Origin of the sequence: Acetivibrio clariflavus DSM 19732 (assembly GCF_000237085.1) — a bacterium.
GTDB lineage: Bacteria > Bacillota > Clostridia > Acetivibrionales > Acetivibrionaceae > Acetivibrio > Acetivibrio clariflavus.
This window is the reverse complement of sequence record NC_016627.1, coordinates 38,039-63,875: the sequence shown is the minus strand read 5'-3', so window position 1 is coordinate 63,875 and position 25,837 is coordinate 38,039. Positions and strand designations below refer to the sequence as shown.

Annotated in this window: 22 protein-coding genes; 9 read left to right on the top strand and 13 right to left on the bottom strand. The window is 33.3% G+C overall.

The features are described from left to right. Positions 1-190 precede the first annotated feature (190 nt). The 8 genes from CLOCL_RS00255 to CLOCL_RS00220 all read left to right on the top strand — a co-directional run bounded on the left by CLOCL_RS00255 (position 191) and on the right by CLOCL_RS00220 (position 8,849). Positions 191-1,141 carry an AAA family ATPase gene (locus CLOCL_RS00255; RefSeq protein WP_014253448.1) on the top strand — a complete coding sequence of 317 codons (951 nt, stop codon included), beginning with the start codon at positions 191-193 and terminating at the stop codon, positions 1,139-1,141. Between the two features lie 22 nt (positions 1,142-1,163). Further along, a complete protein-coding gene (locus CLOCL_RS00250; protein WP_014253447.1) occupies positions 1,164-1,985 on the top strand; it encodes a DUF58 domain-containing protein in 822 nt (273 codons plus the stop codon). Next, complete coding sequence (locus CLOCL_RS00245; RefSeq protein WP_014253446.1) at positions 1,982-2,776, top strand: hypothetical protein; 795 nt, start codon at positions 1,982-1,984, stop codon at positions 2,774-2,776. Before CLOCL_RS00250 ends, CLOCL_RS00245 begins: the two co-directional genes overlap by 4 nt. After that, complete coding sequence (locus CLOCL_RS00240) at positions 2,773-3,738, top strand: vWA domain-containing protein (protein WP_014253445.1); 966 nt, start codon at positions 2,773-2,775, stop codon at positions 3,736-3,738. The genes CLOCL_RS00245 and CLOCL_RS00240 overlap by 4 nt, the downstream gene beginning before the upstream one ends. Before the next feature lie 32 nt (positions 3,739-3,770). Next, complete coding sequence (locus tag CLOCL_RS00235; protein WP_014253444.1) at positions 3,771-4,760, top strand: VWA domain-containing protein; 990 nt, start codon at positions 3,771-3,773, stop codon at positions 4,758-4,760. Continuing rightward, the gene (locus tag CLOCL_RS00230; protein WP_014253443.1) at positions 4,757-5,659 is read left to right on the top strand and encodes a tetratricopeptide repeat protein; all 903 of its coding nucleotides are present in this window, start codon (positions 4,757-4,759) and stop codon (positions 5,657-5,659) included. The genes CLOCL_RS00235 and CLOCL_RS00230 overlap by 4 nt, the downstream gene beginning before the upstream one ends. Continuing rightward, on the top strand, positions 5,649-7,304 hold the full coding sequence (locus CLOCL_RS00225; protein WP_014253442.1) for a BatD family protein: 1,656 nt from the start codon (positions 5,649-5,651) through the stop codon (positions 7,302-7,304). Before CLOCL_RS00230 ends, CLOCL_RS00225 begins: the two co-directional genes overlap by 11 nt. Before the next feature lie 306 nt (positions 7,305-7,610). Continuing rightward, positions 7,611-8,849, top strand: coding sequence for an endo-1,4-beta-xylanase (locus tag CLOCL_RS00220; RefSeq protein ID WP_014253441.1), 1,239 nt, complete (start codon positions 7,611-7,613; stop codon positions 8,847-8,849). Positions 8,850-9,020: 171 nt separating this feature from the next. Here CLOCL_RS00220 and CLOCL_RS00215 read toward each other — a convergent pair whose 3' ends face one another. From CLOCL_RS00215 to cheB, 8 genes are all read right to left on the bottom strand, one after another. Then, the gene (locus tag CLOCL_RS00215) at positions 9,021-9,974 is read right to left on the bottom strand and encodes a C40 family peptidase (protein ID WP_014253440.1); all 954 of its coding nucleotides are present in this window, start codon (positions 9,972-9,974) and stop codon (positions 9,021-9,023) included. Between the two features lie 70 nt (positions 9,975-10,044). Beyond that, positions 10,045-12,669 carry an ATP-binding protein gene (locus tag CLOCL_RS00210; protein WP_014253439.1) on the bottom strand — a complete coding sequence of 875 codons (2,625 nt, stop codon included), beginning with the start codon at positions 12,667-12,669 and terminating at the stop codon, positions 10,045-10,047. Between the two features lie 26 nt (positions 12,670-12,695). Continuing rightward, positions 12,696-13,829, bottom strand: a complete 1,134-nt coding sequence (locus CLOCL_RS00205; RefSeq protein WP_014253438.1) for a metallophosphoesterase family protein — start codon at positions 13,827-13,829, stop codon at positions 12,696-12,698. 42 nt (positions 13,830-13,871) lie between these two features. Then, positions 13,872-15,464: a DUF342 domain-containing protein gene (locus tag CLOCL_RS00200; protein WP_014253437.1), complete on the bottom strand. Its 1,593-nt coding sequence runs from the start codon at positions 15,462-15,464 to the stop codon at positions 13,872-13,874. Between the two features lie 140 nt (positions 15,465-15,604). Next, a complete protein-coding gene (locus tag CLOCL_RS00195; RefSeq protein ID WP_014253436.1) occupies positions 15,605-16,384 on the bottom strand; it encodes a hypothetical protein in 780 nt (259 codons plus the stop codon). 137 nt (positions 16,385-16,521) lie between these two features. Beyond that, entirely contained in the window at positions 16,522-17,301 is a 780-nt protein-coding gene (locus CLOCL_RS00190) for a PspA/IM30 family protein (RefSeq protein WP_014253435.1), read from the bottom strand. A 105-nt stretch (positions 17,302-17,406) separates the two neighbouring features. Then, on the bottom strand, positions 17,407-19,035 hold the full coding sequence (locus CLOCL_RS00185; RefSeq protein WP_014253434.1) for an AAA family ATPase: 1,629 nt from the start codon (positions 19,033-19,035) through the stop codon (positions 17,407-17,409). A gap of 139 nt (positions 19,036-19,174) precedes the next feature. After that, entirely contained in the window at positions 19,175-20,296 is a 1,122-nt protein-coding gene (cheB, locus tag CLOCL_RS00180; RefSeq protein WP_014253433.1) for a chemotaxis-specific protein-glutamate methyltransferase CheB, read from the bottom strand. Between the two features lie 418 nt (positions 20,297-20,714). Here cheB and CLOCL_RS00175 point away from each other — a divergent pair, with 418 nt between their 5' ends. Continuing rightward, positions 20,715-20,921 carry a heavy-metal-associated domain-containing protein gene (locus CLOCL_RS00175; protein ID WP_014253432.1) on the top strand — a complete coding sequence of 69 codons (207 nt, stop codon included), beginning with the start codon at positions 20,715-20,717 and terminating at the stop codon, positions 20,919-20,921. Positions 20,922-21,021: 100 nt separating this feature from the next. Here CLOCL_RS00175 and CLOCL_RS00170 read toward each other — a convergent pair whose 3' ends face one another. The 5 genes from CLOCL_RS00170 to yabG form a co-directional block, all read right to left on the bottom strand. Further along, on the bottom strand, positions 21,022-21,699 hold the full coding sequence (locus tag CLOCL_RS00170) for a GntR family transcriptional regulator (RefSeq protein ID WP_014253431.1): 678 nt from the start codon (positions 21,697-21,699) through the stop codon (positions 21,022-21,024). 7 nt (positions 21,700-21,706) lie between these two features. Further along, positions 21,707-22,576: a 4-(cytidine 5'-diphospho)-2-C-methyl-D-erythritol kinase gene (gene ispE, locus CLOCL_RS00165; protein ID WP_014253430.1), complete on the bottom strand. Its 870-nt coding sequence runs from the start codon at positions 22,574-22,576 to the stop codon at positions 21,707-21,709. A 443-nt stretch (positions 22,577-23,019) separates the two neighbouring features. After that, positions 23,020-24,591: a DUF3794 and LysM peptidoglycan-binding domain-containing protein gene (locus CLOCL_RS00160; RefSeq protein ID WP_014253429.1), complete on the bottom strand. Its 1,572-nt coding sequence runs from the start codon at positions 24,589-24,591 to the stop codon at positions 23,020-23,022. A 279-nt stretch (positions 24,592-24,870) separates the two neighbouring features. After that, the gene (locus tag CLOCL_RS00155; RefSeq protein ID WP_014253427.1) at positions 24,871-25,134 is read right to left on the bottom strand and encodes a Veg family protein; all 264 of its coding nucleotides are present in this window, start codon (positions 25,132-25,134) and stop codon (positions 24,871-24,873) included. 120 nt (positions 25,135-25,254) lie between these two features. Then, positions 25,255-25,836, bottom strand: a complete 582-nt coding sequence (gene yabG / locus CLOCL_RS00150) for a sporulation peptidase YabG (protein WP_420805137.1) — start codon at positions 25,834-25,836, stop codon at positions 25,255-25,257. Position 25,837 lies beyond the last annotated feature (1 nt).

Here is a 25,837-nt window from a genome sequence, read left to right as displayed (position 1 = left end):
AACATTACAGTAGGTATTTAACGTTAAGAAGGATTTTACAAAGCTAATTTATGTGATAATGAATCAAGAAAAATTAAGTGCTATGTAAAATCTTTATTGTCTTCAAATAGGGCAGATTTTATCGCCTGTTTATACAAAAAAATTTATTTTATCAAAAAAGTAATTTACATTGTTATGGAGGAGTTATTATATGGATTTGGATATCACAAAGGAAGCAAATATTATTGCGGTATTAAAAGAAGAAATACATAAAGTAATAATCGGCCAGGAATATATGATTGACAGAATTCTCATTGGCCTGTTGACAGGCGGCCATATTCTGTTAGAAGGTGTACCCGGACTTGCAAAATCATTAACTGCCAGTACAATAGCTCAAGTTGTAGGGCTTGATTTCAAGCGAATCCAATTTACACCGGATTTATTGCCGGCAGATATATTGGGTACCGAGATATACAATCAAAAAACCGGTGAATTTATAATAAAACAAGGTCCCATATTCAGCAATTTAATCCTTGCCGATGAAATAAACCGTGCACCGGCAAAGGTTCAATCGGCCTTGCTTGAAGCCATGCAGGAAAAGCAGGTTACCATAGGCGAAAAAACCTATCCTTTGGACAAGCCTTTTTTGGTAATTGCTACCCAGAATCCACTCGAGCAGCAGGGTACCTACCCTCTTCCCGAGGCTCAGCAAGACCGTTTTATGCTTAAATTAAAAATAAACTATCCCGGCAGAGATGAAGAAAGAAAAATAATAGATGCCTTTACATCGGAAGAATCTTCTCAGCCTGAGATAAGAAAAATTTTAAGCCGGGAAGATATTTTCCGACTGAAGAAAGTAATTGACAATATTCATGTGGATGAAAATATCAAAAACTATGTACTTGACATTGTTTTAAAAACCAGGGAAGAATCATCATATATCTCCTGCGGTGCTTCCCCCCGTGCTTCAATAAGTCTTATTAAGGCTGCAAAGGGACGAGCATTCATAAAAGGCAGAAATTTTGTTATTCCCGATGATGTTAAAGCAATGGCTTACGATGTTTTAAGGCACAGAATTTTACTGTCCTATGAAGCGGAAGCCGACAGCATTACTCCGGAAAACATAATAGCCAATATTTTGGAACAGGTTAATTTGCCTTGATAACAAAGAAAGAGGATTTTGTATGGTTTCTAAAGAGCTAATTAAAAAAATAAGACAGGTTGAAATAAAATCAAATAAGTTAGTGGAAGAAATTTTTTCCGGTGAATACCGTTCCGGATTTAGAGGCAAAGGTATTGAATTTGATGATATAAGGGAGTATTATCCCGGAGATGATGTACGGAACATTGACTGGAATGTTACCGCTCGTCATAACAAAGCCTTTGTCAAACAGTTTTGTGAGGAAAGAGAATTGAATATGTTTCTATTAATCGATATGTCCCGCTCAAACAGTTTTGGCAACAAAAAGGACCTTATTGCTGAAGTAAGCGCAACTCTGGCTTTTTCAGCATGCAAAAACAATGACAAAGTAGGAGTAATTTTCTTTACTGACAAGGTTGAGAAATTTATTCCTTCATCCAACGGCAGAAAGCATGTTTTATCCATAATTGAACACATATTGAGCTTTGAGCCCGAATCTGCCGGAACAGACCTTGCAAAGGCACTGCAATATTTTAACCGTGTAGTAAAAAGACATAGTGTAGTTTTTGTAATTTCGGATTTTCTTGATGACGGATATATAAAAGATATAAAGATTACAGATAGAAAGCATGACCTGGTTTTGATTCATATAATAGACCGGGCTGAAGAATTAATTCCGGCTGGAGCCATCTTTACTTTTGAAGATCTTGAAACCGGCGAAACCCTTGTTTTGGACAACATGAAGGAAGAACGAAAGATTAATACCGATATTGCTTTATTTAAACGAAACCTCATTAATATTTATACTGATGAAGATTATGTCAAACCCTTAAAACAATTTTTCAGAAGAAGGGGACAAAAATGAAAAAGCATAAAATTATATCCCTATTACTAATTATATACTTAACCTTTGCTATTTCATCGCGACAATTCTTTGCAGAAGAGCGAAGCATTTATGTAGGTGACTTAATTGAGTTAAAAATTCAAGCTGAAGATTTGACTTTAGATGAACTTAAAAACAAGTTCAAAGATTTTGAAATAGTAAATGTTACTGATATACCCAAAGGTTATATCATCACTCTGCGTACTTTTGAATCGGGTGAAAGAACCATAAGTATAGGGGATAAAGAACTTAAAATTGTAGTTAAATCCACCCTTGATGAAATAGAAAGAGAAGATATTTACGAGGGAGATTTACAACCGTTGGAACCGGGATTTTATATAAAATGGAAGTATGTTCTTATTCCGCTGGTCATTGTATTTATATTGTCACTCGCTATAAATATTAAGACATTACTGATGAAACGAAAAAAATCATTAATGACGCCCTATGAACGTTTTAAAAAGGCAATTGGCGATTTATCCGTTGAGCAAAAGGATTATCTGGTTAATTTGACCCGAATTTTTAAAGAGTACTTGGAATCCACATGTTCCTATTCCATAAAAGGAAAAACATCAACAGAAATCCTTTATGAAATAAGCCGAATGCCTCAATTAAATGAAAAATTGCCGGAAATTAAGTCCTGGCTTTCTGAAAATGACTATTTTAAGTTTTCAGGCACACCGGCACCAATGGCTAAAAAGTTAGAACTTATGGAAAGACTTACTTCTTTGGTAGACAGTATAGAAGAAGTAAAAAAAGGAGAAGCAAAATGACATTACAAAATTGGTATTTCCTTTTGTTTATACCTTTATTAATATATCTGTTTTTTAAGCGTGGAAAAAAGTCTACACTCAAATTTTCCAGTGTCAAGCTTTTAAAAAGCTATGGCTACAAAAATACCATTAAACATAAAATCGGCAGATATTTTATTCTTACAAGCCTTATACTGTTAGTTGTCGCAATGGCAAGACCTCAACTGCCTGCTTCAAACGCTCCTGTTACAAAACAGGGAATAGATATTGCCATAGCGTTAGACGTATCCGGTTCCATGCAGTCGGTAGACTTTACACCTAACCGTTTGGAAGTTGCGCGACAGACTATTCAGGATTTTGTCGATAAGAGGCCAAATGACAGAATATCATTAATTGTTTTTGCCGGAACCGCATATACAAGAGTACCTCTTACCCTGGATCATAATGTGGTTAGAGAGTCGCTTCAAAACGTAAGCTTTGAATCGGTTAACGAGGATGGTACAGCTATAGGTATGGCCATTTCTGTCGGACTCAACCGACTGAAAAAGAGCAACTCTCAATCAAAGGTTATCATTCTTGTTACTGACGGTGCAAATAACGCCGGCTCTATTAATCCCGAAACAGCCAGCGAATTGGCAAAAAATTATGGAATAAAAATCTATACAATAGGTGTAGGTTCGGATAAAACCCTTATCCCTCGTGAATTCTTCGGCATTACTACCTACCAGCAAGCTAATGATAACCTGGATGAAGAACTGCTCACCAGAATTGCAGAAAAAACCCATGGCAAGTACTATAGGGCAAAGGATCCTGAAGCTTTGTCCAAAGTTTTTGCAGACATTGACAAATTTGAAAAAACCGAATTTGAAAAAGATGACTTTAAGCAATATATAGAACTGGCTTATATTTTAATAGCAATTGCCCTTATTTTGTTGGCTATAGGTATTTTTCTCGACCGTTACTACTATATCCATATACCGTAACTGGTTTTATAAAGTAAAGGAGGATCTTTAAATTGGATCTATTGGAGTTTAGATATCCTTTTAACATAATATTTGCCGTGCTGCCTTTAGCCTGCTGTGTTCTCCTCTTTTTAGGCAGCAAAAAAAAAGAAAGAATATTGAACAGACTTAATACAAAAACTGTAAGCAAATACAGAATTTTGCGTTCTGTATTATCGGTTTTGGGATTAGGGTTAATTCTAATCTCCCTATTGGGGCCCCAGAGTTTAATTGGTGTCACCAAGGTGCACAAGGAAGGTCTTGACATCTATTTTCTGATAGATACTTCCAACAGCATGCTGGTGGAAGATGTAAAACCCAACAGAATCAGCATGGCCAAAAACATTATTGAAAGCATAATAGATAAACTTGAAGGGGATAGAATTGGCTTTATTCCCTTCTCCTCGGCAGCCTACATACAAATGCCTTTAACCGACGATTACCAGCTTGCCCGTATGTTTCTTGAGGTAATTGACACAGATATGATTGGAGGAGGCGGTACAAACATCGGTACTGCGCTAAATCTCGCACAAAAGTCATTCAATAATACATCTAGCGCTGATAGAGTTGTAATTATATTGAGTGATGGTGAAGAACACAACTCGAACAGTTTAAATGTATTAAAGTCAATCAGTGATGACCGTTTAAAAGTGTTTACAATAGGTATCGGTACAGAAAAAGGAGGTCTCGTTCCAGATTTTGACCCTTCCGGTGCTAAGAAAACCGGCTATAAAAAAGACAAAAACGGAGAGTTCGTTATGTCAAAATTAGAAGCTGATACTTTAAAGGATATAGCTTCCGCCGGCAATGGAGCATACTACCAAGCCTCACTTGGCAGTGGAGAGATATCTTCCCTAACCAAAAAAATATCCTCTTTAAAAAGAGATAATTATAGCGAAAATGAAATAAAAAGATATAAACAGCTTTATCAATACTTTTTAGGTCCGGGAATATTGATGTTTCTGATTGCCTATCTTATTCCCGAAAGGAGGGTCTTAACGTGAAAATTGTTTCTATTGTAACAGGATTATTGATTACTGCCCTTATGATATTATTTTTTACGGGACAGATAAGTTTTGACGGCAGCATAAATGAAATTATAAAAAACGGAAATAAAGAATATGATACAAAGAACTATCAGCAAGCTCTTGAAACATACCAAAAGGGTTTAGATAAACATCCTAATGATGCAAAACTAAACTACAATTCGGGTCAAGCCTTGTATCAATTAGCCGGATATGATGAAGCAATCAATTACTATGCAAAAGCCGACAATACTCCGGATAAATATATAAATTCAGGAAATTGCAGCGTGAAACTTGCTGAATCCACCGATGACCCTGTTCAAAAACAGCTGTTATATCAGCAAGCTCTTGAAACATACAAAGAGGGAATAATTGCTTTCCCCCAAAATATACCTTTAAAATACAATTATGAATATGTAAAAAGCAAACTTGACGAGTTGAAAGAACAGCAAAATAATGAACAGCAGAATGAAAATGAAAACCAGGAAAACGAAGAAGATAAAAATAATAACCAAAACCAGCAAGGCAATAATTCGCAGCAAGACGACAATCAAAACAAACAAGATGAGAATCAAGAGCAAAATCAGCAAAACCGGCAGTCTCCAGAGAGTAATCCCAATGAAGACTCAGAGCAAAAAAATACTGAGAAAAATCAACAGCCTTCACAGGATAAAGAAACTACAGGGCAAGATGAGGCGCAAAAAGATAACAAAGAGCAAAACTCACGTTCAATGGATGAATCGGATTCTTCCGATCCAGAACAAAACGACAGTAATATTGCCCAAATACTAAGAATGTTAGAAAAACAAGAGGAACAAAGCTTGAAAAACAACCAGGAGATAAGAAGAAGTACAAAGGAGGATGAATATGACTGGTAGAAAATATAAGAGCATCTTCTTATTGCTAATAATATTTGCATTTATTTTAGCTCCAAGCATCAGGATACTGGCAAAAGATCCCCAGTTCCTTTTAAATATTGACAGTTCAAAACTTCAAAAGGGGCAAAGTACCAGACTGACGCTTTCAATGGTAAACGCCAGGGGTGCAAAATTATCGCAGATTATAGGTCTTGAGAATTTTGATGTTTTGTCCACCAATCAATCCACATCCACCCAAATCATTAACGGAGATATGACCTATGAAAACAGTATTATTTATGTTATAATGCCAAAAAATATCGGACAGTTTACATTGGAAGGAATTGTAGAATATAATGGCAATACCTATAAAACAAACCAACTTAATATAAACGTAAGCGAAGCCGAAGATCTTCCTCAGGAAAATATTTCAGACTTGTTTGTTAAAACTGTTTTATCCGATAGCGAAGTTTACTTAGGTCAAAAATCAGTTCTTACCTATGTGCTTTATTCACGCTATAACATTGAAGGTTGCAGATTCATGGATAATATTGAAATTGACGGATTTATGATAAATGATGTGACTGAGGACAAGTTAAAAGGAGAGTATGTCTATCTTGAAGGTAAAAAATATGCCAAATATGAAGTAAAGAAGACCTATCTCACTCCAATAAAACCAGGCACTTTTACAATACCAGAATACAATTTACAAGTAAATATCTCGACAAGAATAAGTATTTTCAGCGATACAGAATATTTGAAAACTGATGCTAAACAATTGACAGTTAAACCCTTACCGGAAAACAAACCTGCTGACTTTTCCGGTCTGGTGGGTGAACTTAATTTACAATCGGAGTACAGTAGACTGGAAGTCCCCTATGGTGATTCCCTTACTCTAAAAGTAACTGCTTCCGGAAGCTGCGATCTTTCTGTATTGGACAAAATAACTAAAAACGGCATCAATGGCTTTACCGTCTATGAAACTGAAAAAAACATGGAAGAAGGTATAAATGACAATAAATACTGGTCCAAAAAAGAATACGAGATAATATTGGTTCCAGAAAAAAGTGGCGAAATAAAAATTGACCCAATTTATATCTCCTACTTTGATACAAAATCAGGTACCTACAAACAAGCAGAAATCCCAGGAACAACAATAACTGTGACAGGAAATGCACCGCAGTCACAGATGCAAGTACAAAATAACACTGCACCAACTATAGCTGAAAAAGTTGTCATAGACCGTATAAGCTATATCCCTAAAGATGAAGGATATCTCATCCTTAAGCTAAAAAAGAGCCATATAATCATTACATTTATTTTATTTGCTATTCTCGCAATTTTTATTGTTTTATCTGTACTTTTGACCAAGTATTTCAATCACCGGGATAAAAGGTTGTCGGAAATGTATAAACAGATAGGCAGGTCAAAAGATAAAAATGAATTTTACGATATTTTGAACAATATGATCAAATATCGCTTCAATTTAAGTATAAAAGCAAGTCCGAAGGACTTAATTAAAACTGAACTTGCTAAGTATAATCTATCCGATCCTGTTATAGAAATAATAGATTATATTGAAAACGGAAAAAATAATACCATAGAGGCAAATTCTTATTTAAAAGGTAAGATGAAAGAACTGTATAAGAAAATTATAAAAATTTAGATTATTTGCATTATTTTTTGAATAAATAAATATGAAGATTTTTCAAGACTTTTTAAAGCAAATGGTATATAATTATTACTGAATAATACATACTCAATATTTTTTAAAACAATAATAACAATAAATAATTGTCTTTCTAAATTGATCTCAATTAGTATTTACATTGAGAATTCCGTATCCATTGTACAAACGTACATGAAAGAGGATCTTTGTGTAAAATACTTTGAGAGAAATAAATATCCAATCAGAAGTTCCAGTAATATGTGAAATCATCTAAAAAAATTCTAAGGAAAAGGAGAATAAGCCATGTTAGAAAACAATCAAAACTGTCTTCAACACCGCATGGGAACCACCACAATAAAACTTGTTGCTGCAGATGGATCGCCTCTTGCAAATAAAGAGGTAACAGTTAAGCAAACAAAACATAAATTTCTTTTTGGATGTGCAGAATTCACTTCTGTTCCTTATGCAAACAATAAGTTCGAAGGTAAGCAAAAAGAAAAAATTGAAGAACGTTATGAAAAATTCTTTGATTTATTTAATTTTGTGACTTTGCCCTTTTATTGGGGAAAGTTTGAGCCCGTAAAAGGCAAACCGGATACGGAAAGTTTAAAGAATGCAGCAAAGTGGTTACAAACAAAAGGCGTAGAGTTGAAAGGTCACCCCCTATGCTGGCATACAGAAACAGCACCATGGCTTCTTGATATGAGCAATTCTGAAATCTTCTCCACTCAAATAAAGCGAATTCATCGTGATGTGACCGACTTTAAAGGTCTGATTGATATGTGGGATGTAATAAACGAAGTAGTTATTATGCCTATATTTGATAAATACGATAACGGAATTACCCGTATCTGTAAAGATATGGGCAGAATAAAACTTGTTCGGGAAGTATTTAAAGCAGCAAGAGAGTCCAATCCTAATGCGACACTGCTTATAAACGATTTTGAAACTTCTGAATCTTATGATATTTTAATTGAAGGATTGTTAGAATCGGGTGTTCACATTGATGCTATAGGAATTCAATCCCATATGCACCAGGGTTATTGGGGAGTTGAAAAAACTCAGGAAATCCTTGAAAGATTTTCGCGCTTCAAGCTTCCTATTCATTTCACTGAAAATACATTAGTATCTGGACATCTTATGCCTCCGGAAATCGTGGACCTTAACGATTATCAGATACCCGAATGGCCTTCAACTCCAGAAGGTGAAGAACGCCAGGCACAGGAAGCAGTTACACATTATAAAACCCTCTTTAGCCATCCATTGGTTGAAGCTATTACATGGTGGGATTTTGTGGATGGTGGCTGGCTTAAGGCTCCTTCAGGTTTCATTACTCAGGATAACAGAGTAAAACCTATATACCATGCACTCCACGACCTGATAAAAAATCAGTGGTGGACAAAACCGATGGACCTTATCAGCGATGAAAACGGTCTTGTAAATGTTTCCGGATTCTTAGGTGAATATGAAGTTACTTTTGACGGAAAGAGCAAAAGCTTCTGTCTTGATAATAACAATGAAACTGTCACTATAAGCGCATAGTTGCCGAATTTTGAAGTTTTGTCTTTCTTGCTTGGAATACTTCAAAAATAGATTATTCCCTGACAATAAAAAGTGATTTTATGAAAATCAATCTCATAAAATCACTTTTTTATTGCCAAATTAAATTTTTAGCAACAGTGTAACTTAGTATGTCATTCCAACTTTATCCTTTTATTCTGAAAAAATTCGTTTTATTCCCTTCATCCTTTTTATAAAATAATCGGAATGCAATTGAGCAACTTCAATCCGTCCCTTTGACTTGTTTGCATATATGAAGCTGTCATTCCCGACATAAACGCCGATATCTGCTATATCCTCCAAATTTTCATTTGTGCTGAAGAACAATAAATCGCCTTTCTTTATATTCTCTACGTTTTCAATCTCATCTTCAATAAATTCGAACTGCTCTGCAGCACTTCTCGGTAAATTGATGCCATTTATCTTTGCACTTATATATACCAGTCCCGATCCGTCGATACCTTCCCAGGCACTGGTTCCTCCCATCAAATATTGAATATCTTTAAACTTCACAGCAGTATCGGCAAAATCTTCAGCTGAAGTTATGTGAATTGGCTCATCCGCATCAATTAGAATAGTATTCTTACTTTCAACCCAACCGGTAAGATTTCCGGGTACTGCAACTTCATAATAATTTTTCTTTTTACCCTTTACAAAAAGCTCAGTCCCCATTGAGACTTCCTTTAAAGTGGCGCCTCCTCCATAATTGGTATAAACAGGCTTTTTAATGCCTGTTATAACTATCCTCTCGGTATAAAGCTCTTTTTTTACACTTGTACAATCCCTGTCTATAAATTTTGAACGCAGCCATCCTATACTTCCATCACCAGTTTCTACTTTAACCCAGCTATCTTTCTCCTCAATGATAGTAACCAGTTGGTTAAACAGGCATTGGGTTATCCTTTCAGAATTAATATCGGCTTCCATAAAAACATCTACAACGGTATCGATTGTGACAGCTTTATCTATATATCTTTCGTTAATAACAGCTTCAATTTCTTCCTGTGACACATCCAAGTTAACTTTTTGGCTGAAATTACATCCGGAAAATATATATGCAATTATTATCAATATATGCAATAATAAACCAATCTTTGCTTTCCTCAAGGCAAACTCCTCTTAAATTTAATATTATTAGGCATTTTTCATTGGTAAACTCAATTTTTCGACAACCTAACTATAATTTTATTACATTTAAATTGTTATTGCAAACAGATTTAGCCATGTCCAGTTCCCTTGTCTTGCAAGTAAAAAATATAACCTGCCTTTCATTGGATATTTCCTTCAGCATTCTTATTGTATTTATAGACCGCATTTCATCATATTGTGAAAGTACTTCATCCAAAATAATAGGAAGTTTTTCCGACTTTTTTTCCATAGTTCGCACTAAAGCAATTCTCAATGCTAAATACATCTGGTCAACAGTTCCATTACTCAGGACAGAAACCGGAATTATGTCCTTTATATAAGGATCGGTTGTTCTCAACACCAGGTTCTCATCAACCTTCAGTTCCTTATATCTAAAATCTGTTATTAAACTTATTATTTTTGAGGCATTGCTGTTCACTACAGGAGCGAAATCTCTTTTAATCTCGGTATTTGCCTCTTCTAAAACCTCAAGGGCGGTCTTCAGTGAAAAACCTGTTTCCTCAAGTTTTTCTTTTTGCAATTCCAGCTCTCTAATCTCTTCTTCAATCTTTTCCAGTTCATTATTATCATCATTCAATGCTGACTGCGCTATTTCCTTCTCCTTTAGGTTAAGTTGGATGCTGCTTATCTCATTAAATATTTTTTGAGTGAACTCTTCCATATTTTCCTTTGCATCTTTAATCCTTAAATCTAACAACATTTCCATTAATTTCTCATAGTTAATACCTTCAAACTCCATATCCGAATAAATTGATTTTATTTTAAAAGCGTATATATCAAGATTCTCATACAATTTCTCAATTTTTTCCTCCATACTATTCAAAATTTCGTTCAATTGCTCAATATTGTCTATTTTTTGTCCGCATATCGAATAAGCTCTTAAGTAGAGGTTTTCAATCTGTCTATAAAGGTCATTCAACCTGGATTCCCCATTGCTTAAATATGCTGCTGTCTCTTTATACTTATATATGGAACTACGAAATGCCTCAATATGTTCTTTTTTGACTTCAGTCTCAATCGAGTCAATTACATTGGATGCAAAAAGTTTTTCCTTAATAAATTGCAATATTTGCTTAATTAAAATACAATTCTTTTCAACCTCTTCTTTCAATGCAGCCATTCTTTTTTTATGACTGTCCAGTTCATAAACCTTGCTGTCATACAAAGCTTTTTTCTTGATGAACTCTTCCATGCTGTTAACTTCAAGCATTTTAAACATTTCTTCCTGCATTAGTCTTTTTTCTTCCATCTTTTCAAGCAATAAATTTAGCCTTTTTTCCAACCGGCATTTTTCATCTGTAAGTTGTTTCAGCAGTCTATCGTTTTTTGACTTAAAAATACCAATTGCAAGAAAAACAGCTATAAGCAAAACAGTTACGACAATACAATAATAGTTCCTTTCCGAAAGGCTGTAAAACAATAAAGCTGCTGCAGACAAAAAAATAGCCGTCATAGCTGTAATCATAGCTCTGTTTTTAGATTTCAATATCTTGATTTTATTTTGAATTTCAGACCTTTTTATACTTTCCAAATTAAAATCAGTGTTAATAGTTGAATCTACTACATTTATATCCTTATTAACCTCAAATACTTTTAGTGATTCAATAAAAATTCTGTTTTCATCGGCACTTTTTTTAATCTTATCAATCTCTTCCAATAGTCTTGTATTTTCATCCTTTAGATTTTCATACTTTGCATATTTAATATATAAATCATCGGCTTCATTGAATTCAAATTCGGAGAAATTTTCAAAACGTTTCTTTATCTTTTGGCATTCATCCAAACTTATTCTTAAGTTATTCAATTCTTTAGTTAATGCAGAAACCTCATCAACAATATCCATTAAATCCTTTTTTCTTTTTTTGAAAACATCAATTTCTTCTCTAAGATTTACAATATTCCTGGCAAACTGCATAACAATTTTAAGTTCTTCAAGTTTGCTTCTCTTATTGTTAAGATAAGCTATTTCCTCTTCCACAGAGAACAATGACTCTTTTGACTTAAGCAAATTCTCCTTCTTAGCCTTTAATTGGACTAATTTAGAATTTATTATATCCAGAGGACGGGTAGACGTTTTATCGGTACCCACATATCTTTTTAACGCTTCTTTTATAGCTTCCCTTGCATTTATAAAGGAAATATCTTCAGAACCGGTTTCGAAGATATTTGCAATACTGTCTAATATTTCTTTTTTATCACGATTATCGATTTTAGTTGCCATCTGTCCGATATATAATGTTTTTTCAAAACAGCTTTCCGTAAGACCTATATGTTTAATGGCAAAGAGAGGACCTTTGTCCTTACTTTGATCAAAGGTCTTTGTTATATCTTTATACAATAAATCATATATTTTTGTTTCCCCATTTTGAAAATTTCTTTCAACAGTAAAAACCTGTCCGTTATCTAAGGTATATCTCAAACTACCTCTATATTCTCCTCCACCCCAAGGTCTATATTTATTAAGTGGAGTGCAATCTTCCCCCTTTAAGTTTCTGCCTCCCCTTAACGAATAAAACATAGCTTTAATAAAAGCCTGAATTGTAGATTTACCTGACTCATTTGCCCCGTATACAATATTGAATCCACGGTCAAATTCAACTTCAAAATTATTAAATTTGCCAAAACCTTTTATATCCAGTTTATCTATCCTCATATGTACCCCTTATTCGAATTCATTTGTCACAATTCCTCTATTTTTCCTTTATCAAGGGCTTGTAGTCCATAATAAAGAGATTTCATCAACAGATATTTTTCTTTTTCATTTTTAGCCTCATCTATCATACCCATAAGCTTTCGGACATATAATCCTTTCAATCCCGGTTCATTTTTCATCTCTTCATAATCATAGTCAGGAATAGTTCTATCTTCTACATTAACATAAAAGAAACTGTCTTCTAACAAATTTTTTAATTTTTCCTTGCTTATCCTATATTCATCCTTTGCAAAGCCTTTTAGAGTAATTGTCAATAAAATGTCTTCTATAGGCAATCCCTCTAAAGAAAAGCGAATTTTTTCCGCAACCTGTTCATTACTATTTATATTCTCGACATTAATATCCACTGATTTATAATACCTGCGATTTGTGTTTATATATTTTACCTCCAGTAATTCTTTAGAGACCTTCCCAACAAAAACACCATGTTCCCCTTCTTCATCAAACCCTAATGGTTCTGGACTTCCAGGATTATAAATCACTCCTTTTTGTCCTACATCATCAATTCTGTTATGAAAATGTCCAAGGGCTATATAGTCCATATTTAGCTGCGCAAGTTCCTCGCTGGTAAACAGGTTGTATCCCGTCTTTGTAAAATTCATATCAACAGTCCCATGAACCAAAAAAATATTTATTTTTTCATCATTAACGGATTTTATTTCATCCCTGATACAACCGTTTTTATAAAAACTTTCAAAACCTAAACCGTAAACACATGTGTTTAACTCCTCAATTTCCACCTTATACCTTTCTTCCGATAAAATATAGACATTACTGTTCCATTTAAAATTTCTGTAATAGGAGTTTTTTAAATATGGGTCATGATTGCCGGGTACAATAAAAACTTTCTTATCGTCTATCTCCCTGAATTTGTCATTTACGTGTTTTATAGTAGATTTTTTCACATAGAAATGTTCGTACAGATCCCCGCTTATTAAAAGCAAATCTGCATTTTCTCTTTTCGTCAATTCTATTATGCTGTCAAATACTTCTAAAAGATCTTTCCTTCTTCGGTCAGTCTTTCCCAAATCAGATCCTAAAGATGTAAACGGATAATCCAAATGCAAGTCGGAAAAATGTAAAAATTTTATCTGTTTCATAATATATCAGTTCCTATATCAAAATATCTCAAATTCAATCTGCTACAACTGCTTAATCTCTCCATTTTGTATATAAAAGCTGGTAGTAAGGATTGGTTTGTCAATTCTTTTCATTATATTCTTAATTTCCAAAACTACACCGGGATAAATTCTTTTCAATACCGTTACCTCACCTTCACCCTTCGTTCTTAAAGCATTTGTGATTATTCTTTTGTCATTTTCAAGCTCTTTAATCTTATTCTTTATATTAAAGAATTCTGATTGAGCTTTTATAAATCTGTTTCTTTCGGAATCTGTAAGTTTTGCCTTAAGGCTTAATTGGGATATTTCCTGTTTCAGCTTTTCCATATCATTTTTCATATTTTCAATTTCATTTATTATAGTTTCAAGTTTTTCCTTAAGTTCATCTCTATTGAATCCTTTAACTGATATTGCTGCCTTGCTTTCACTTGAAGAACCCAAAATTGAAGATACAACCCTTATTTCAGCCTGAATATTTCCGCCAATTATCCGGCCTATAGGTGAATCGACAATAATTTCCTTTGCAGTTATATTGCTGTTTATACAATAACCCCCTATATAAACGCTTCCCTCGCAAATAATGGTAGCCTCTGATACAAATTTTGTATAAAGGTCTCCTTTACATTTAATAACTGCTTTATTTTTTCCTGCTATTCCACCTTTAATACTTATACTTCCATTAGTACTTTCTATTTTTCGTACACTACCTATTCCAAAATCCCCTAATATTTCTATGTCCTTAGTGGCTTTTACAATAAAATTATCTTCAACAGTTCCTTTTATCGTAACATAGCCGTCAAAATTAATATTTCCCACTTTAAAATCCACATCACCCGGTATTTCCAGATGGTTGGATACACTTATTCTATCTCCCTCATAATGAACAGCTCCACTTCGTAAAGCATAAAGAGTAGTAATACCATTTTCATACTTCTCTCCGACAGAGTTTCTATCATATTCCAAAGGGTGGTTTTTCCCATGAATAGGCTCAATAATCTTTCCCCTGACTGTCCTCCCGGGAATACCGGGAGTTGAGTCTATTCTTTCTCCTAACCAATCTCCAGCCTGAACCTTGTTTATCAAACTCAATTCATAATAATCAACTTTTCCGTCCTCTTTTATCGCAGGTTTTATTTCCTTAAGCTCATACATCTTTATAATGGAATCTTCTCCATTTTCAGGAGGTATTCCTTCAGCTATTAAAATTTGCTTATTATTACAAAGCTCACCTACTAAAACATCATTCTTTATTCCAAATATTATTCTGTTTTCCTTGAGCTTTTCCATAATTTCCTTAACCAAATTCTGCTTTGCATTGCCTATCAATTCATTTTCAGGCACTGATAGTTTCACATAGGCTTTAAGCTCATCCTTCGATACTATTACAGAAATTCTCTCTTTTAGTTCCCCAAATTTCTCCATTGGTTTTGGAGCAAATAAGATTGCATTCTTAATGGCAAGAAAACTGACTATCTTTATATTAGGATATTTGATGATAATCTCATTAAACTCATTAATAGACATACCTTTTTTGTATGATTCAATGAAAAAGTCATTTTCTTTCCGGATTATTTTTATAAATTCCGATGAATAAATTATTTCATCTTTGGGCATACATAATCCTCATTTCTTGCATGCTTTATAAACATTATTAAATTTTATCGGCTGAAACCCATTATTAATAAATCCTTATCTTAAATTCAGTTTAGCAAATCTTTAGATTGAGTTTATAGACTTTTCAGATCTCTAAACCATTAAAAAGCACTATTTCTCTTTTTATGCCTCTTCTCCAATACGCTTTCAAGAGCTGTTGCTTCATTAAGAGTATTCTCTATCTTTTCAATCATTTCCTCAGATTCCATACTCATTCCAATCTGATGTTTGAACATGCTGACAGTACTTTTAATATAGTCCAGTTTCGTATCTATTCTCTCCAAATCTTGCTTTTCTTCTTTCAATCTGTTTAATATTTTTTCATCCATTTCTATGTTTTTTTTCAGATCCTCATACACTTTTTGATCTTTTATAAAGTCGAGCTTTCTTCTATTTTGATTTATTCTCTCTATTATAGGGTTTATATCTGTTAAATTTAGATCTCTGCATCTTTTACAGAAATTTTTCAAAAGTTTGATATATGTTATGACAAGGTTTAAAGTCTGTTCGGTTATTCTTTCCTTTAAATAATTAAATTCATCTTTGAAATAAGCTTGAACTATCTCAGTTTTATCTTCCATAATTGAACAAAGCTTTTTGTAATATGCAGCATTTGTATATGCCTTTGTCTCATCAGCCAGCTTTTTGCACATTTCATCCAAATTTTTAATTTGCTTTTTCTTTGACTCGTGAATAAAATTATCTTGGAACTTTTTACTGGTAAAACTTTGCAATGAAAATCCCAAATACACAACAAAAGATGCCACATAGGCAATATAAGACATATCGCTCTCTAAAGACGAAGAAAGAACAGAAAGTACTATAAGTATGCCCAAATTTCGATAATTGGTTAATGCACTTATTAAAAGCCTAAGCTTCATTTTATCTCCCTTTTTCATATTATATTATATGGACACATCTCTTAATTAAGAGATGTGTCCTAATCTAAAACGGCACCTCGCATAAATTATAATTTTTTATTTCTATTCATAAATTGTACAAATCGATTCTGACAAAATTATTCACTCAATTTATTTTCAGCTTTATCTTTTTGTCCTAATGCATCTTCATTGGATACAGTTGTAGTTTCAACTTTTTCCTTTACTTCAAAGCCCTGTTCTCCAGCAAGTAAAGCTTCTGCTCTTGCACGTGCTCTGTCCCGTGCAGAGTTCATATCAAGTTTTTTAAGTTTGATATCCACGTTTTCATTGTTAAGGGACTCAATAGCATTAGCTTTTGCAATCTTCTTGTTAACAATCTCCCTTGCCCTTTCCATATCTTCGTTTATATTTCCGACTTTATTGTTCTTGGCCGTATATTTAGCATTTACAGAATTAATATTTTCTTTAAGCTGAGCCATTTTCTGCTGACTCTTTAAAGTCTTCAACTCATTCAATTTTGAATTCATTTCAGACTCGAATATCTTATAGTTCTCCCTAATTGCTTCTACTTCTTTCATTGCATTTTCATAAGTAGCCTTATGGGTTTCATATACTGTCTGATATTCTTCCTCCTGCATAAGAAGCTCAACCAGCATTTCTTTGTCACCCATATTTTTTGCAGACTCTATCCTTGCCTTTATAGCATTCAAATTTTTCTCGGAGTTTTTCATTTCAATCTTTATTAACTCTGCATTTGTCTGGATTTCTATTATTTGCTGTTCCGCTTCTTTTCTAGCCTTTGCAATTTGATTTTTTATATCTTCAAAAAGAAGTTCCGGATTTTTTTCCTCCAATCCTCCAACAAGTCGACCAAAAAATCCTCTAACTAAACTACCTAATCTGCTAAAGAAGCCCATGTGAATTACCTCCTATTTTATATGCCATAGTATTAATTTATAATAAATAAGTAATGTTGTAAACTATAAAAATAAAAATTAACAAAATATTGCTATTTTAATTTACTATTGTTCCTTGCCAATTGCAACACTGTTTCTTTCATCCAAAAAACCTTTATACTTGTCAGGCAGCAAATCCTTATCATCACACTCATTAATTGCAAGCATCGTCATAAATTCCACCTGCTGAGTACTTGGCCTGCACCTTGAAATTGCCTCGTTAAGAACTGTAGCCGTAAGAACCGTACCTTCAACATTGTCTTCATTTGCAATTTCATAAGCTTTTCTTACAACAGTTTCTATTTCAGCCCCTGTATAGTTCTCTGTTTTCTTAGCAAAAGGAAGAAAGTCCTCAATATCTGTCTCAAATCCGAATTTCTTAATCATTATCTTAAAAATCTCCGCTCTTTCTTCCTCTTCGGGAAGCAATATGGGAATCTTCTTATCAAATCTTCCTGCCCTTTTTAAAGCAGGGTCTAAAAGATCCGGCCTGTTGGTTGCAGCAATAAATATTATTTTTCCTCTATTATTTGTATTACTGGTAAACTGCAAAAATTCACTAAATATGTTTCTGCTAACTCCACTGTCGCTTCCGTCTCCTCTTCTAAAAGCAGTGTCTATTTCGTCAACAAACACTATAACCGGCTCTTGGGACTGTGCACCTAAAAGACACTTTTTAAAATTCTTTTCACTCTCTCCCACATACTGACCTAAAATTCTTGCCATGTCTATTTTGACACAATTGAATCCACTGGATTTTGCCAAAGCATTAACCAAAAGAGTTTTTCCTGTTCCAGACGGTCCACATAAAAGTATACCCATGGGAACCCTTCTTAAATCACCTGCTCTTATTGGCTCAACTATGTTTTTTATAAGATAGTTTTTAGCTTTTTCCATTCCGCCTACATCATCAAAACCAATAACAGGATATATGAACTCCAGCACATCGCCATACTCTTTCTTCAAAATTGAGTGCTTTTTCTCTTTTATAAAATCAAAACTAATAGCTACATTTTCCGATTCTGCCTTTAGTTTTATATCTTTAATGGCTTTTTTACTAAGGCCGGATGAAAGTTTGGCAAATTCATCTATAGAAATGTCCATTTTAATATTCTTTTGTTCCACAAGATATTTAATATACTTCTTTCGCTCTTCTTCATCAGGAAGTTCAACCAGTACAGGTTCTACTCTGTAAGCAGATTTTAACACCTCGGAGTTTACTTCCTCCAAATTATCTGCCATCATAAATATACAGCTTCCCACAGAAGATATTTTAGCATCGTTTGACCATTCACACAGCCAAATTAAGTCAATTCTTTCCTCCATGGATAAACTGCCTAAATCTCCTGACGGGATTATTTTGTCCACATGATCTATAAATAGTGCCATCTTTGTATTTTTCAAAGCCATGTCTATATAAGGAAATAATTTTGAAGGTAAAGAATTTAACAGATTAACGGCCCCATTTGATGTAATCTTGTGAAACTCCCTTTCCATAGAAACATCAAAAAAAGTAAGGCCTTTTGATATATCATAGAATGCCACTATGGCAAATCCTCTCTGCTTTATAAATTCATCATATATATATCTCTCAATACTTCTGCAATTATCAACCATATCTCTTATATTGAAATATAAGAGAAACTCATGGGAAATTCCAGCTTTGTAGGTGTTTAGGAATTTATGATACCACATATTCATCTCCTGACAGATAAATAAATATTTTATTAGAAATAACGGATCCAACAATTTAAGTATTATTTTGTTATTTCTATTTTACCATATGTAATATTCATATCAACAGTAATCTTAAAAATACCATTAATCCCTTAATTTATGACGGTAATATTCCTTTTCCGGTTGCAATTTCCTGTATTCTTTTAGAAATATCGTCTATATCAACTACTTCGTCAGACAAACCCGATTGATATACACTTTTCGGCATGCCGTAAACCACACAAGTATTTTCACTCTGGGTAATACAATAGCAATTGCATTTTTGCTTTAGCATCATAACTCCATTTTTTCCGTCACTGCCCATCCCCGTTAGTATAACAGCAAGAATATTTTTATCCTCATATTTATTTGCAACGGAAGAAAACAGCACATCAGCAGCAGGCCTCACCCCATTAACATAGGGAGTAGCTTCTGTCTTAATAATAAGGTTAGGCCCTTCCCTTTCAACAAGCATATGATATCCGCCAGGCGCAATAATAATTTGTCCTTTTTGTACCAAATCATTATTACAGCCTTCTTTAACACTTATCTTACACTTCTTGTTGAGACTTTCTGACAAGGATCGTGTAAATTTAGGAGGCATATGTTGTACAACAAGTATAGGTATATTAAAGTCAGAATCAAGACCTGTAAAAATTTTCTCAAGAGCAGAAGGTCCGCCTGTTGAAGATGCTATTAATATTAGGTCTATACTTGTAAACTTTTTGAGATCAAATTTATTTAAAGCATCAGTTTCAATTTTCTGTTCATCTTTTTTACTATTGTTTCTCCTTTTAATTTCTTTTTGATTATTGTCAATAATGTTCTTAAAATTTTTTAATCTTACTTGCATAAAAAGAATCTGAAGTTGTGCCTTTATAATTTCCGCACTTTTTTCATGATCCGAATCTGCTGGCTTTAAAATAAAGTCAATAGCACCATTATCCAATGCTTCCACAGTCAATTCAGCACTGCGCATGCTATCTGAACTTATCATTATCACATCAATATTTGGATAATTCTTTTTAATTATTTTAAGAGCTTCTATGCCGTCCATTTCCGGCATAAACACATCTAACAGAACTAAATCCACACTCTCTTTTTTTAAAAAGTCTACAACCATGCGTCCATTTGAGGCAACAAATTTAACTTCCGCCATGCCTGTTCCATTTACTGCTTTTGAAAGTACGTCTCTATATAAACTTGAATCATCCGCAACAATAACTTTTAATTTTTTCAAAAAACAAACCTCCTTGCCAATCCGCAATACAACTAAAAAAGCAAATTGGAATAATAGTCATATTCAATTCCCCAAATTTGTAAATTATGCTTATACAATTGCCAATAACATATTAAATTTGTCTTCTATAAACAATACATTACCAATGTCTATCTAATATAAACAGCAAATAATAATTTTAAGGACAAATATTTTAAAGTTATATAAAATATTCCTATGTCAAAAAGCACTAGAATAAATAATTCTATTATTGAAATATTATAAACATAATATATTTATAATACTGATTCCAATTTTATAAATATCTAAGCAATTGTTGGAAAGAAATAATTTCAACAATTTTATTAATAAGATTAAGCACTTAATTTTGTAAACACTATAATAATTTTATAATAAGAGTAAATCCTAGGAGGTAATTATGGAAACAGCTACTTTTAATATTCCTTCAATATCTTGTAGCGCCTGCTCAAATAAAATACAAGAAAGTGTCAAATCCCTCAAAGGGGTAAAAAACGTTTCAGTTGACCTGAAAAGCCAACAAGTAAATATTGACTATAACCCTGATAATATAGGACCTCAGGAAATTAAAAAACATATTTCTCAAATGGGTTACGAAGTAATTTAGCCAAGATTAATTTGAAAAAACTTTCAATCCAGTGCTTTTTACATTTCAAACCCTTCACAATATTTAAAAAGCACTGGATTATTCAATCAGAAATGGCTTACTATTTCATACTCTTTATTGCCTTAATTATTACCTTTTCTTGATTATTTATATGGATTTGAGCATATTCCTGCGCCATATCTAAATTTCTTGCAGCTATAGCATCACAAATATCCTCATGTTCTTTAATTAGATTTTTAGGACTGCTGTAATCTTTAAGGTATATAACCCTAAATCGTTGAACTTGCTCTCGAAGATTGTTTGCAATCTGCAAAAGTCGGTCATTTCTCGATGCCCGATAAATCAATTCATGAAACTCTACATCTTTTTTAATAGAACCTTGTAAATTATTCTTCTCAACATAATTTATAAACTGGGCCTGAATTTGTCTTAATTCCTTAATCTCATCATCGGTAATTCTTTCTGCTGCAAGTCTTGTAGCAAGACTGTCCATCGCTGCCCTAACCTCTAGAACATCCATTATATCTTTTACAGAAAGTTCTGCAACGTGTGCACCCTTTCTTGGAAGCATATCAACAAGTCCTTCAAGTTCAAGCATCCTTATAGCTTCTCTCACCGGTGTTCGGCTAACACCCATTTTTTCGGCAAGTTTGACTTCCATCAAACGCTCTCCGGGTTTTAACTCACCGGTAATAATTGCTTCCCTCAATGTATCAAATATTACTTCTCTTAGCGGTTTATAGTCATTTAAATTTACTTTTGAAAGCTTACCAGCCATAATTATCTCATCTCTCCTCGTAAAATGTTTCGGTTAAAATACAGTCCCACCTATCATCATTGTTGATTTCTTCATAAGCTTTCTGAGCAGTTAACTTGTTCTCAAAAATACCAAAAACGGTAGGACCGCTTCCACTCATCATACTACCGAAAGCACCAAGTTTAATAAGTTTTTCTTTTATTTCATTGATTATCTCATACTTTTTTACAGTAACTGTCTCCAAGACATTAACCATTTTCCTTCCAAGGTTTTGTAAATCCCCTTTTTCAATTAAGCCGATAATATAATCAGTATCCGGTCTTAAAACTATTTTCTCAATATTTAAATTTTTATATACCCATGCTGTTGAAACAGAAATCTTAGGTTTTACAAGCACTATATCCACATTTTTTAGAGGCTCTATATCCGAAAGAATTTCTCCTATACCTTCTGCCAACATAGTCCCGCCTTTTATACAAAAAGGAACATCAGCCCCAATGGTTTTTCCTATTTGCATCAATTCCTCTTGCTCCAAATTTAGAGAAAACAATTCATTCATTCCTTTTAAAACAGCCGCTGCATTTGCGCTGCCGCCAGCAAGACCAGCTGCGACAGGTATATTCTTAACTATTTTAATATCTATACCCTTTTGAAGATCAAATTTATCCATCAAAACCTTTGCAGCTTTATATGCTATGTTATCGCTGTTTGAAGGAACCCATACTTTGTCACAGGATATCCTTATGCTCTTTTCATCTATAAGACTTAAAAATACATCATCATGCAAACTAATGGACTGCATAATCATTCGTACGTCGTGATATCCGTCTTCCCTTTTCCTCAATACATCAAGTGCCAAGTTAATTTTTGCTCTTGCTTTTATACAAATCGAATCCATTTTTCACCTGTAATATAATTATTTAAATTTATCAGCAATTATATAATTATCAAAAAACCACTATACAATTAATTGTAGCTCAAAACTCACAAAATAAAATATTTGAAATGGCAATTATTAAGATTTTCTGAAATAATTGCAATACTTTTATGTTTTTATATTATATACAAAATACAAAATGTTTTCAATAAAAAACTCTATAGATATCCGGTTTATGCGTTTTTTCATCTCTTTTTGAAAACAAGTAAAAACCAAATGCAAAAAATTCGCAATTCATTTTTATTGACAAAAAGCTTGAGAATGTTATCTAACAACACTCTCAAGCTTATTCTATTCAAGAAACCAAAGCCCATTATTTTGTATCCTTCTAAAACAGCTTACAAGACATTGTTTAACGAAAATATCTTTTAAAATAATTTGTTTTAAACTTTTTTATCAATTAACTATGAAATATTTAATTTTCTGGGAATTATAATTTGCTGTCCCGGTTGTATATTATCATCATCGGATAAATTATTAATTTTCTTAATATTATCCACAGTTGTATAATATTTTTTTGCAATTTTCCACAGGTTGTCATCAGGTTGTGAGAAATAAATGGTTATGCTCGGACTCTCACTTCTTTTTTCTTCAATAGGACTTTCGCTAACTCTAGAAACCAAAGGTACCTCAACTGTATCAACAACTTTTATGCAAACATTTACTATTGCCCTTATTTCAACCTCATTAGCAGATAACATACTGTAATTGCAATGTTCCACGTCAAGCTCTATTTCACATCCCATTTTTGGATTTATATCTTTTATATCAATATTTTGTCTAAATGGAATTTCACAGTCATAGCAGGAAACCGGCTGCTCGCTATTATTCGCCAAATACAATATACTGTTTTTTATTGCACCTTCTATAGTTATATTTCCATTTCCAATATTACATTCTATCAGACTTGGTTTTGAAAGAACATTGAAGACTTCAGCTATTCCGGGATTGTCTCCATCAACGTAAACTGTCTCTTTTATATTTATCTGGCTTTTTTCTTTACTTATTACTTTTTTTGTTTTAAAGGGTTTCTGTTCAATAGCCAGTTTTCTGCTTAAGCTATAGGCATCGGTAAGTATATCTATTCTTTTTCTTTCGTACGCTTGTGCCTTAAGCATCAATTCAACCTCTGTGTTCAAAATTCTAAGTTCTCCGTCATTATCTTCTGCTGCTCTGAAAGAATAGTTGATAATCCTATAATCCACTTCGCATTCACAAGCATCATTAACTCCTTGCAAATCAATAAATTGGGTAAACGGCAATTCATGTTCCATAAACTGAATACTATTCTCTTCATCATCGGCTATGTACAGTGTAAGTATATTCAAATCGCCTTTTGCAATTATTTTGTTGTCTGACACCTTGTAATCTTTACCGACAATTTTTATATCACTTCTCAATATTTCTTTAATAGTCGGCTTGCCTGCAGGAATTTCAATTGATTCATTGACATTGCAATAGGCACTGTTTTCACCTAAGGTACTGTTTATATCAATGTAGTCTCTTAGCGTTTCAATATCGTCAAGTCCGCTAATATTGTTTGCGAAATCATGTTCTGCTTCCTCACAAACTTTTACATCAAATCTTACAATAGACTTAACCTTAATCTTTCTTCCGTACAATATTTCATAGTCTATATGCTCCATTTCGCATTTCACATTGGCTTTCAGCCCAAACCTGGCATTTAAAACATCCACATTATATGAAAAATCGCTACTGGTATTTATGCTTCTAACCTTGCGGCTTTCATCATCGGATATATAAAGTATTTTATAACGGATGGCACCATTTACAGCAACTTTATCCTGTAAAACCTCCGAGCTTTTTTCATATACTTCCCCGTCTATCAAAAGAATACGGACTGCATCAGGGTTTGTGTCAGGAACAATTATGTCATGTTCAATTACTGTCTGTGCAGTATCTTCCCCTACCAGATTATTAATTCTTATGGTTTCTTTTACAAGCTCAAGAGACATTTTCAATCCTCCTCTAAACAAAAAGATTAATTATTAACTTTCTGCAAATAAAGATCAATATTATAATCAATCTACTCTATACATCTTTATTTATATATATGACAAGGTATATAAAATATTCCATGTGCAAGTATAAATAAAACTTTGAGGAGAATTTTTTAAATGGTTGTTAAGTCTCTTTCACTTGTTTTTGAATATAAAATAAAAGAATCCTATAACCTGATAGGACCCTTTTATAAAATCTTAGCTTTTAATTTTATGCAAAATACGTTCGACACCTTAGCTTACTTGAATTTTTCTGTTATCTTTGCATATAACAATTTCTACAGCCTTCGTAAGTATATCTGTATAACTGTATGAAACTCTTCTTGTTGTCTCGTAATCATTTTCAAATTTTACTACGAAGATGCTAGGGTAGGTGTTCTCAAGTATTCCTTCTCTTATAAAAGCTTTTTTTCTCCCTTTATTAGCTTTTAACTGAATCTTTTGACCAACGCATGTTTCTATATCTCTCTTAATCTGAAACAAGCTGCTTTTATCCATTTTTGAATCACCTCATCTTCTGTTTGCAAATATTATATCATAATAAAAACAGCTTGTCAAAAGAATATATATTATAACAAGGGAAATTTATTTGTGTCAAGTATTTTTTTTAAAACTCCACTATTTGTATGGTTCTAATGGATATCCATCCCTGTATTTCCCTCTTGTCTCAATTCCACCTATCCCTTTGAATCCACTAATGGTAGTACTTACAGCTTCCTCAGGAGAAATTATCCTATCTATTCCGGTAAAAGCCACTTTTTTGCATATATACACCGGATCCAACGCATGAATTAAAACCCTATAGGGTGCGCTTGCATAATTGGCACCTGCTTCAATTATTTTATGGTACATAGATTGGCAAGCACCTGCAAAAATTACAAGCTGGTCATAATTACTCTCATACCTTCTTGCCTCTTTAACCGCTTCAATAAAATACTTTGAGTTTCTATAATTATCTAACCTGCTATATCCATTTTCATCTTTTATAACACCGTCATGACCAGTCAATACGAGGATATCCGGTTTGTGTTGAACCAATAACTCGTATACCCTCGATGGCTGGTCTTTCTCCTTAACATGTACTCCTACAGCTTCAATACCAAGTTCTTTATACTTCTCAAGACATGTGTTGAGATAATCATCATCTCCATCTATATGAAGTACCTTACCTGGTCTTTGAAACTTTAAGCCGCTATTTATA

Coding starts and splice junctions, on each gene's coding strand:
- CLOCL_RS00255 (WP_014253448.1), top strand. CDS start 191: ATGGATTTGGATATCACAAAGGAAGCAAATATTATTGCGGTATTAAAA.
- CLOCL_RS00250 (WP_014253447.1), top strand. CDS start 1,164: ATGGTTTCTAAAGAGCTAATTAAAAAAATAAGACAGGTTGAAATAAAA.
- CLOCL_RS00245 (WP_014253446.1), top strand. CDS start 1,982: ATGAAAAAGCATAAAATTATATCCCTATTACTAATTATATACTTAACC.
- CLOCL_RS00240 (WP_014253445.1), top strand. CDS start 2,773: ATGACATTACAAAATTGGTATTTCCTTTTGTTTATACCTTTATTAATA.
- CLOCL_RS00225 (WP_014253442.1), top strand. CDS start 5,649: ATGACTGGTAGAAAATATAAGAGCATCTTCTTATTGCTAATAATATTT.
- CLOCL_RS00220 (WP_014253441.1), top strand. CDS start 7,611: ATGTTAGAAAACAATCAAAACTGTCTTCAACACCGCATGGGAACCACC.
- CLOCL_RS00210 (WP_014253439.1), bottom strand. CDS start 12,669: ATGAGGATAGATAAACTGGATATAAAAGGTTTTGGCAAATTTAATAAT.
- CLOCL_RS00205 (WP_014253438.1), bottom strand. CDS start 13,829: ATGAAACAGATAAAATTTTTACATTTTTCCGACTTGCATTTGGATTAT.
- CLOCL_RS00200 (WP_014253437.1), bottom strand. CDS start 15,464: ATGCCCAAAGATGAAATAATTTATTCATCGGAATTTATAAAAATAATC.
- CLOCL_RS00195 (WP_014253436.1), bottom strand. CDS start 16,384: ATGAAGCTTAGGCTTTTAATAAGTGCATTAACCAATTATCGAAATTTG.
- CLOCL_RS00190 (WP_014253435.1), bottom strand. CDS start 17,301: ATGGGCTTCTTTAGCAGATTAGGTAGTTTAGTTAGAGGATTTTTTGGT.
- CLOCL_RS00185 (WP_014253434.1), bottom strand. CDS start 19,035: ATGTGGTATCATAAATTCCTAAACACCTACAAAGCTGGAATTTCCCAT.
- CLOCL_RS00175 (WP_014253432.1), top strand. CDS start 20,715: ATGGAAACAGCTACTTTTAATATTCCTTCAATATCTTGTAGCGCCTGC.
- CLOCL_RS00170 (WP_014253431.1), bottom strand. CDS start 21,699: ATGGCTGGTAAGCTTTCAAAAGTAAATTTAAATGACTATAAACCGCTA.
- ispE (WP_014253430.1), bottom strand. CDS start 22,576: ATGGATTCGATTTGTATAAAAGCAAGAGCAAAAATTAACTTGGCACTT.
- CLOCL_RS00160 (WP_014253429.1), bottom strand. CDS start 24,591: ATGTCTCTTGAGCTTGTAAAAGAAACCATAAGAATTAATAATCTGGTA.
- CLOCL_RS00155 (WP_014253427.1), bottom strand. CDS start 25,134: ATGGATAAAAGCAGCTTGTTTCAGATTAAGAGAGATATAGAAACATGC.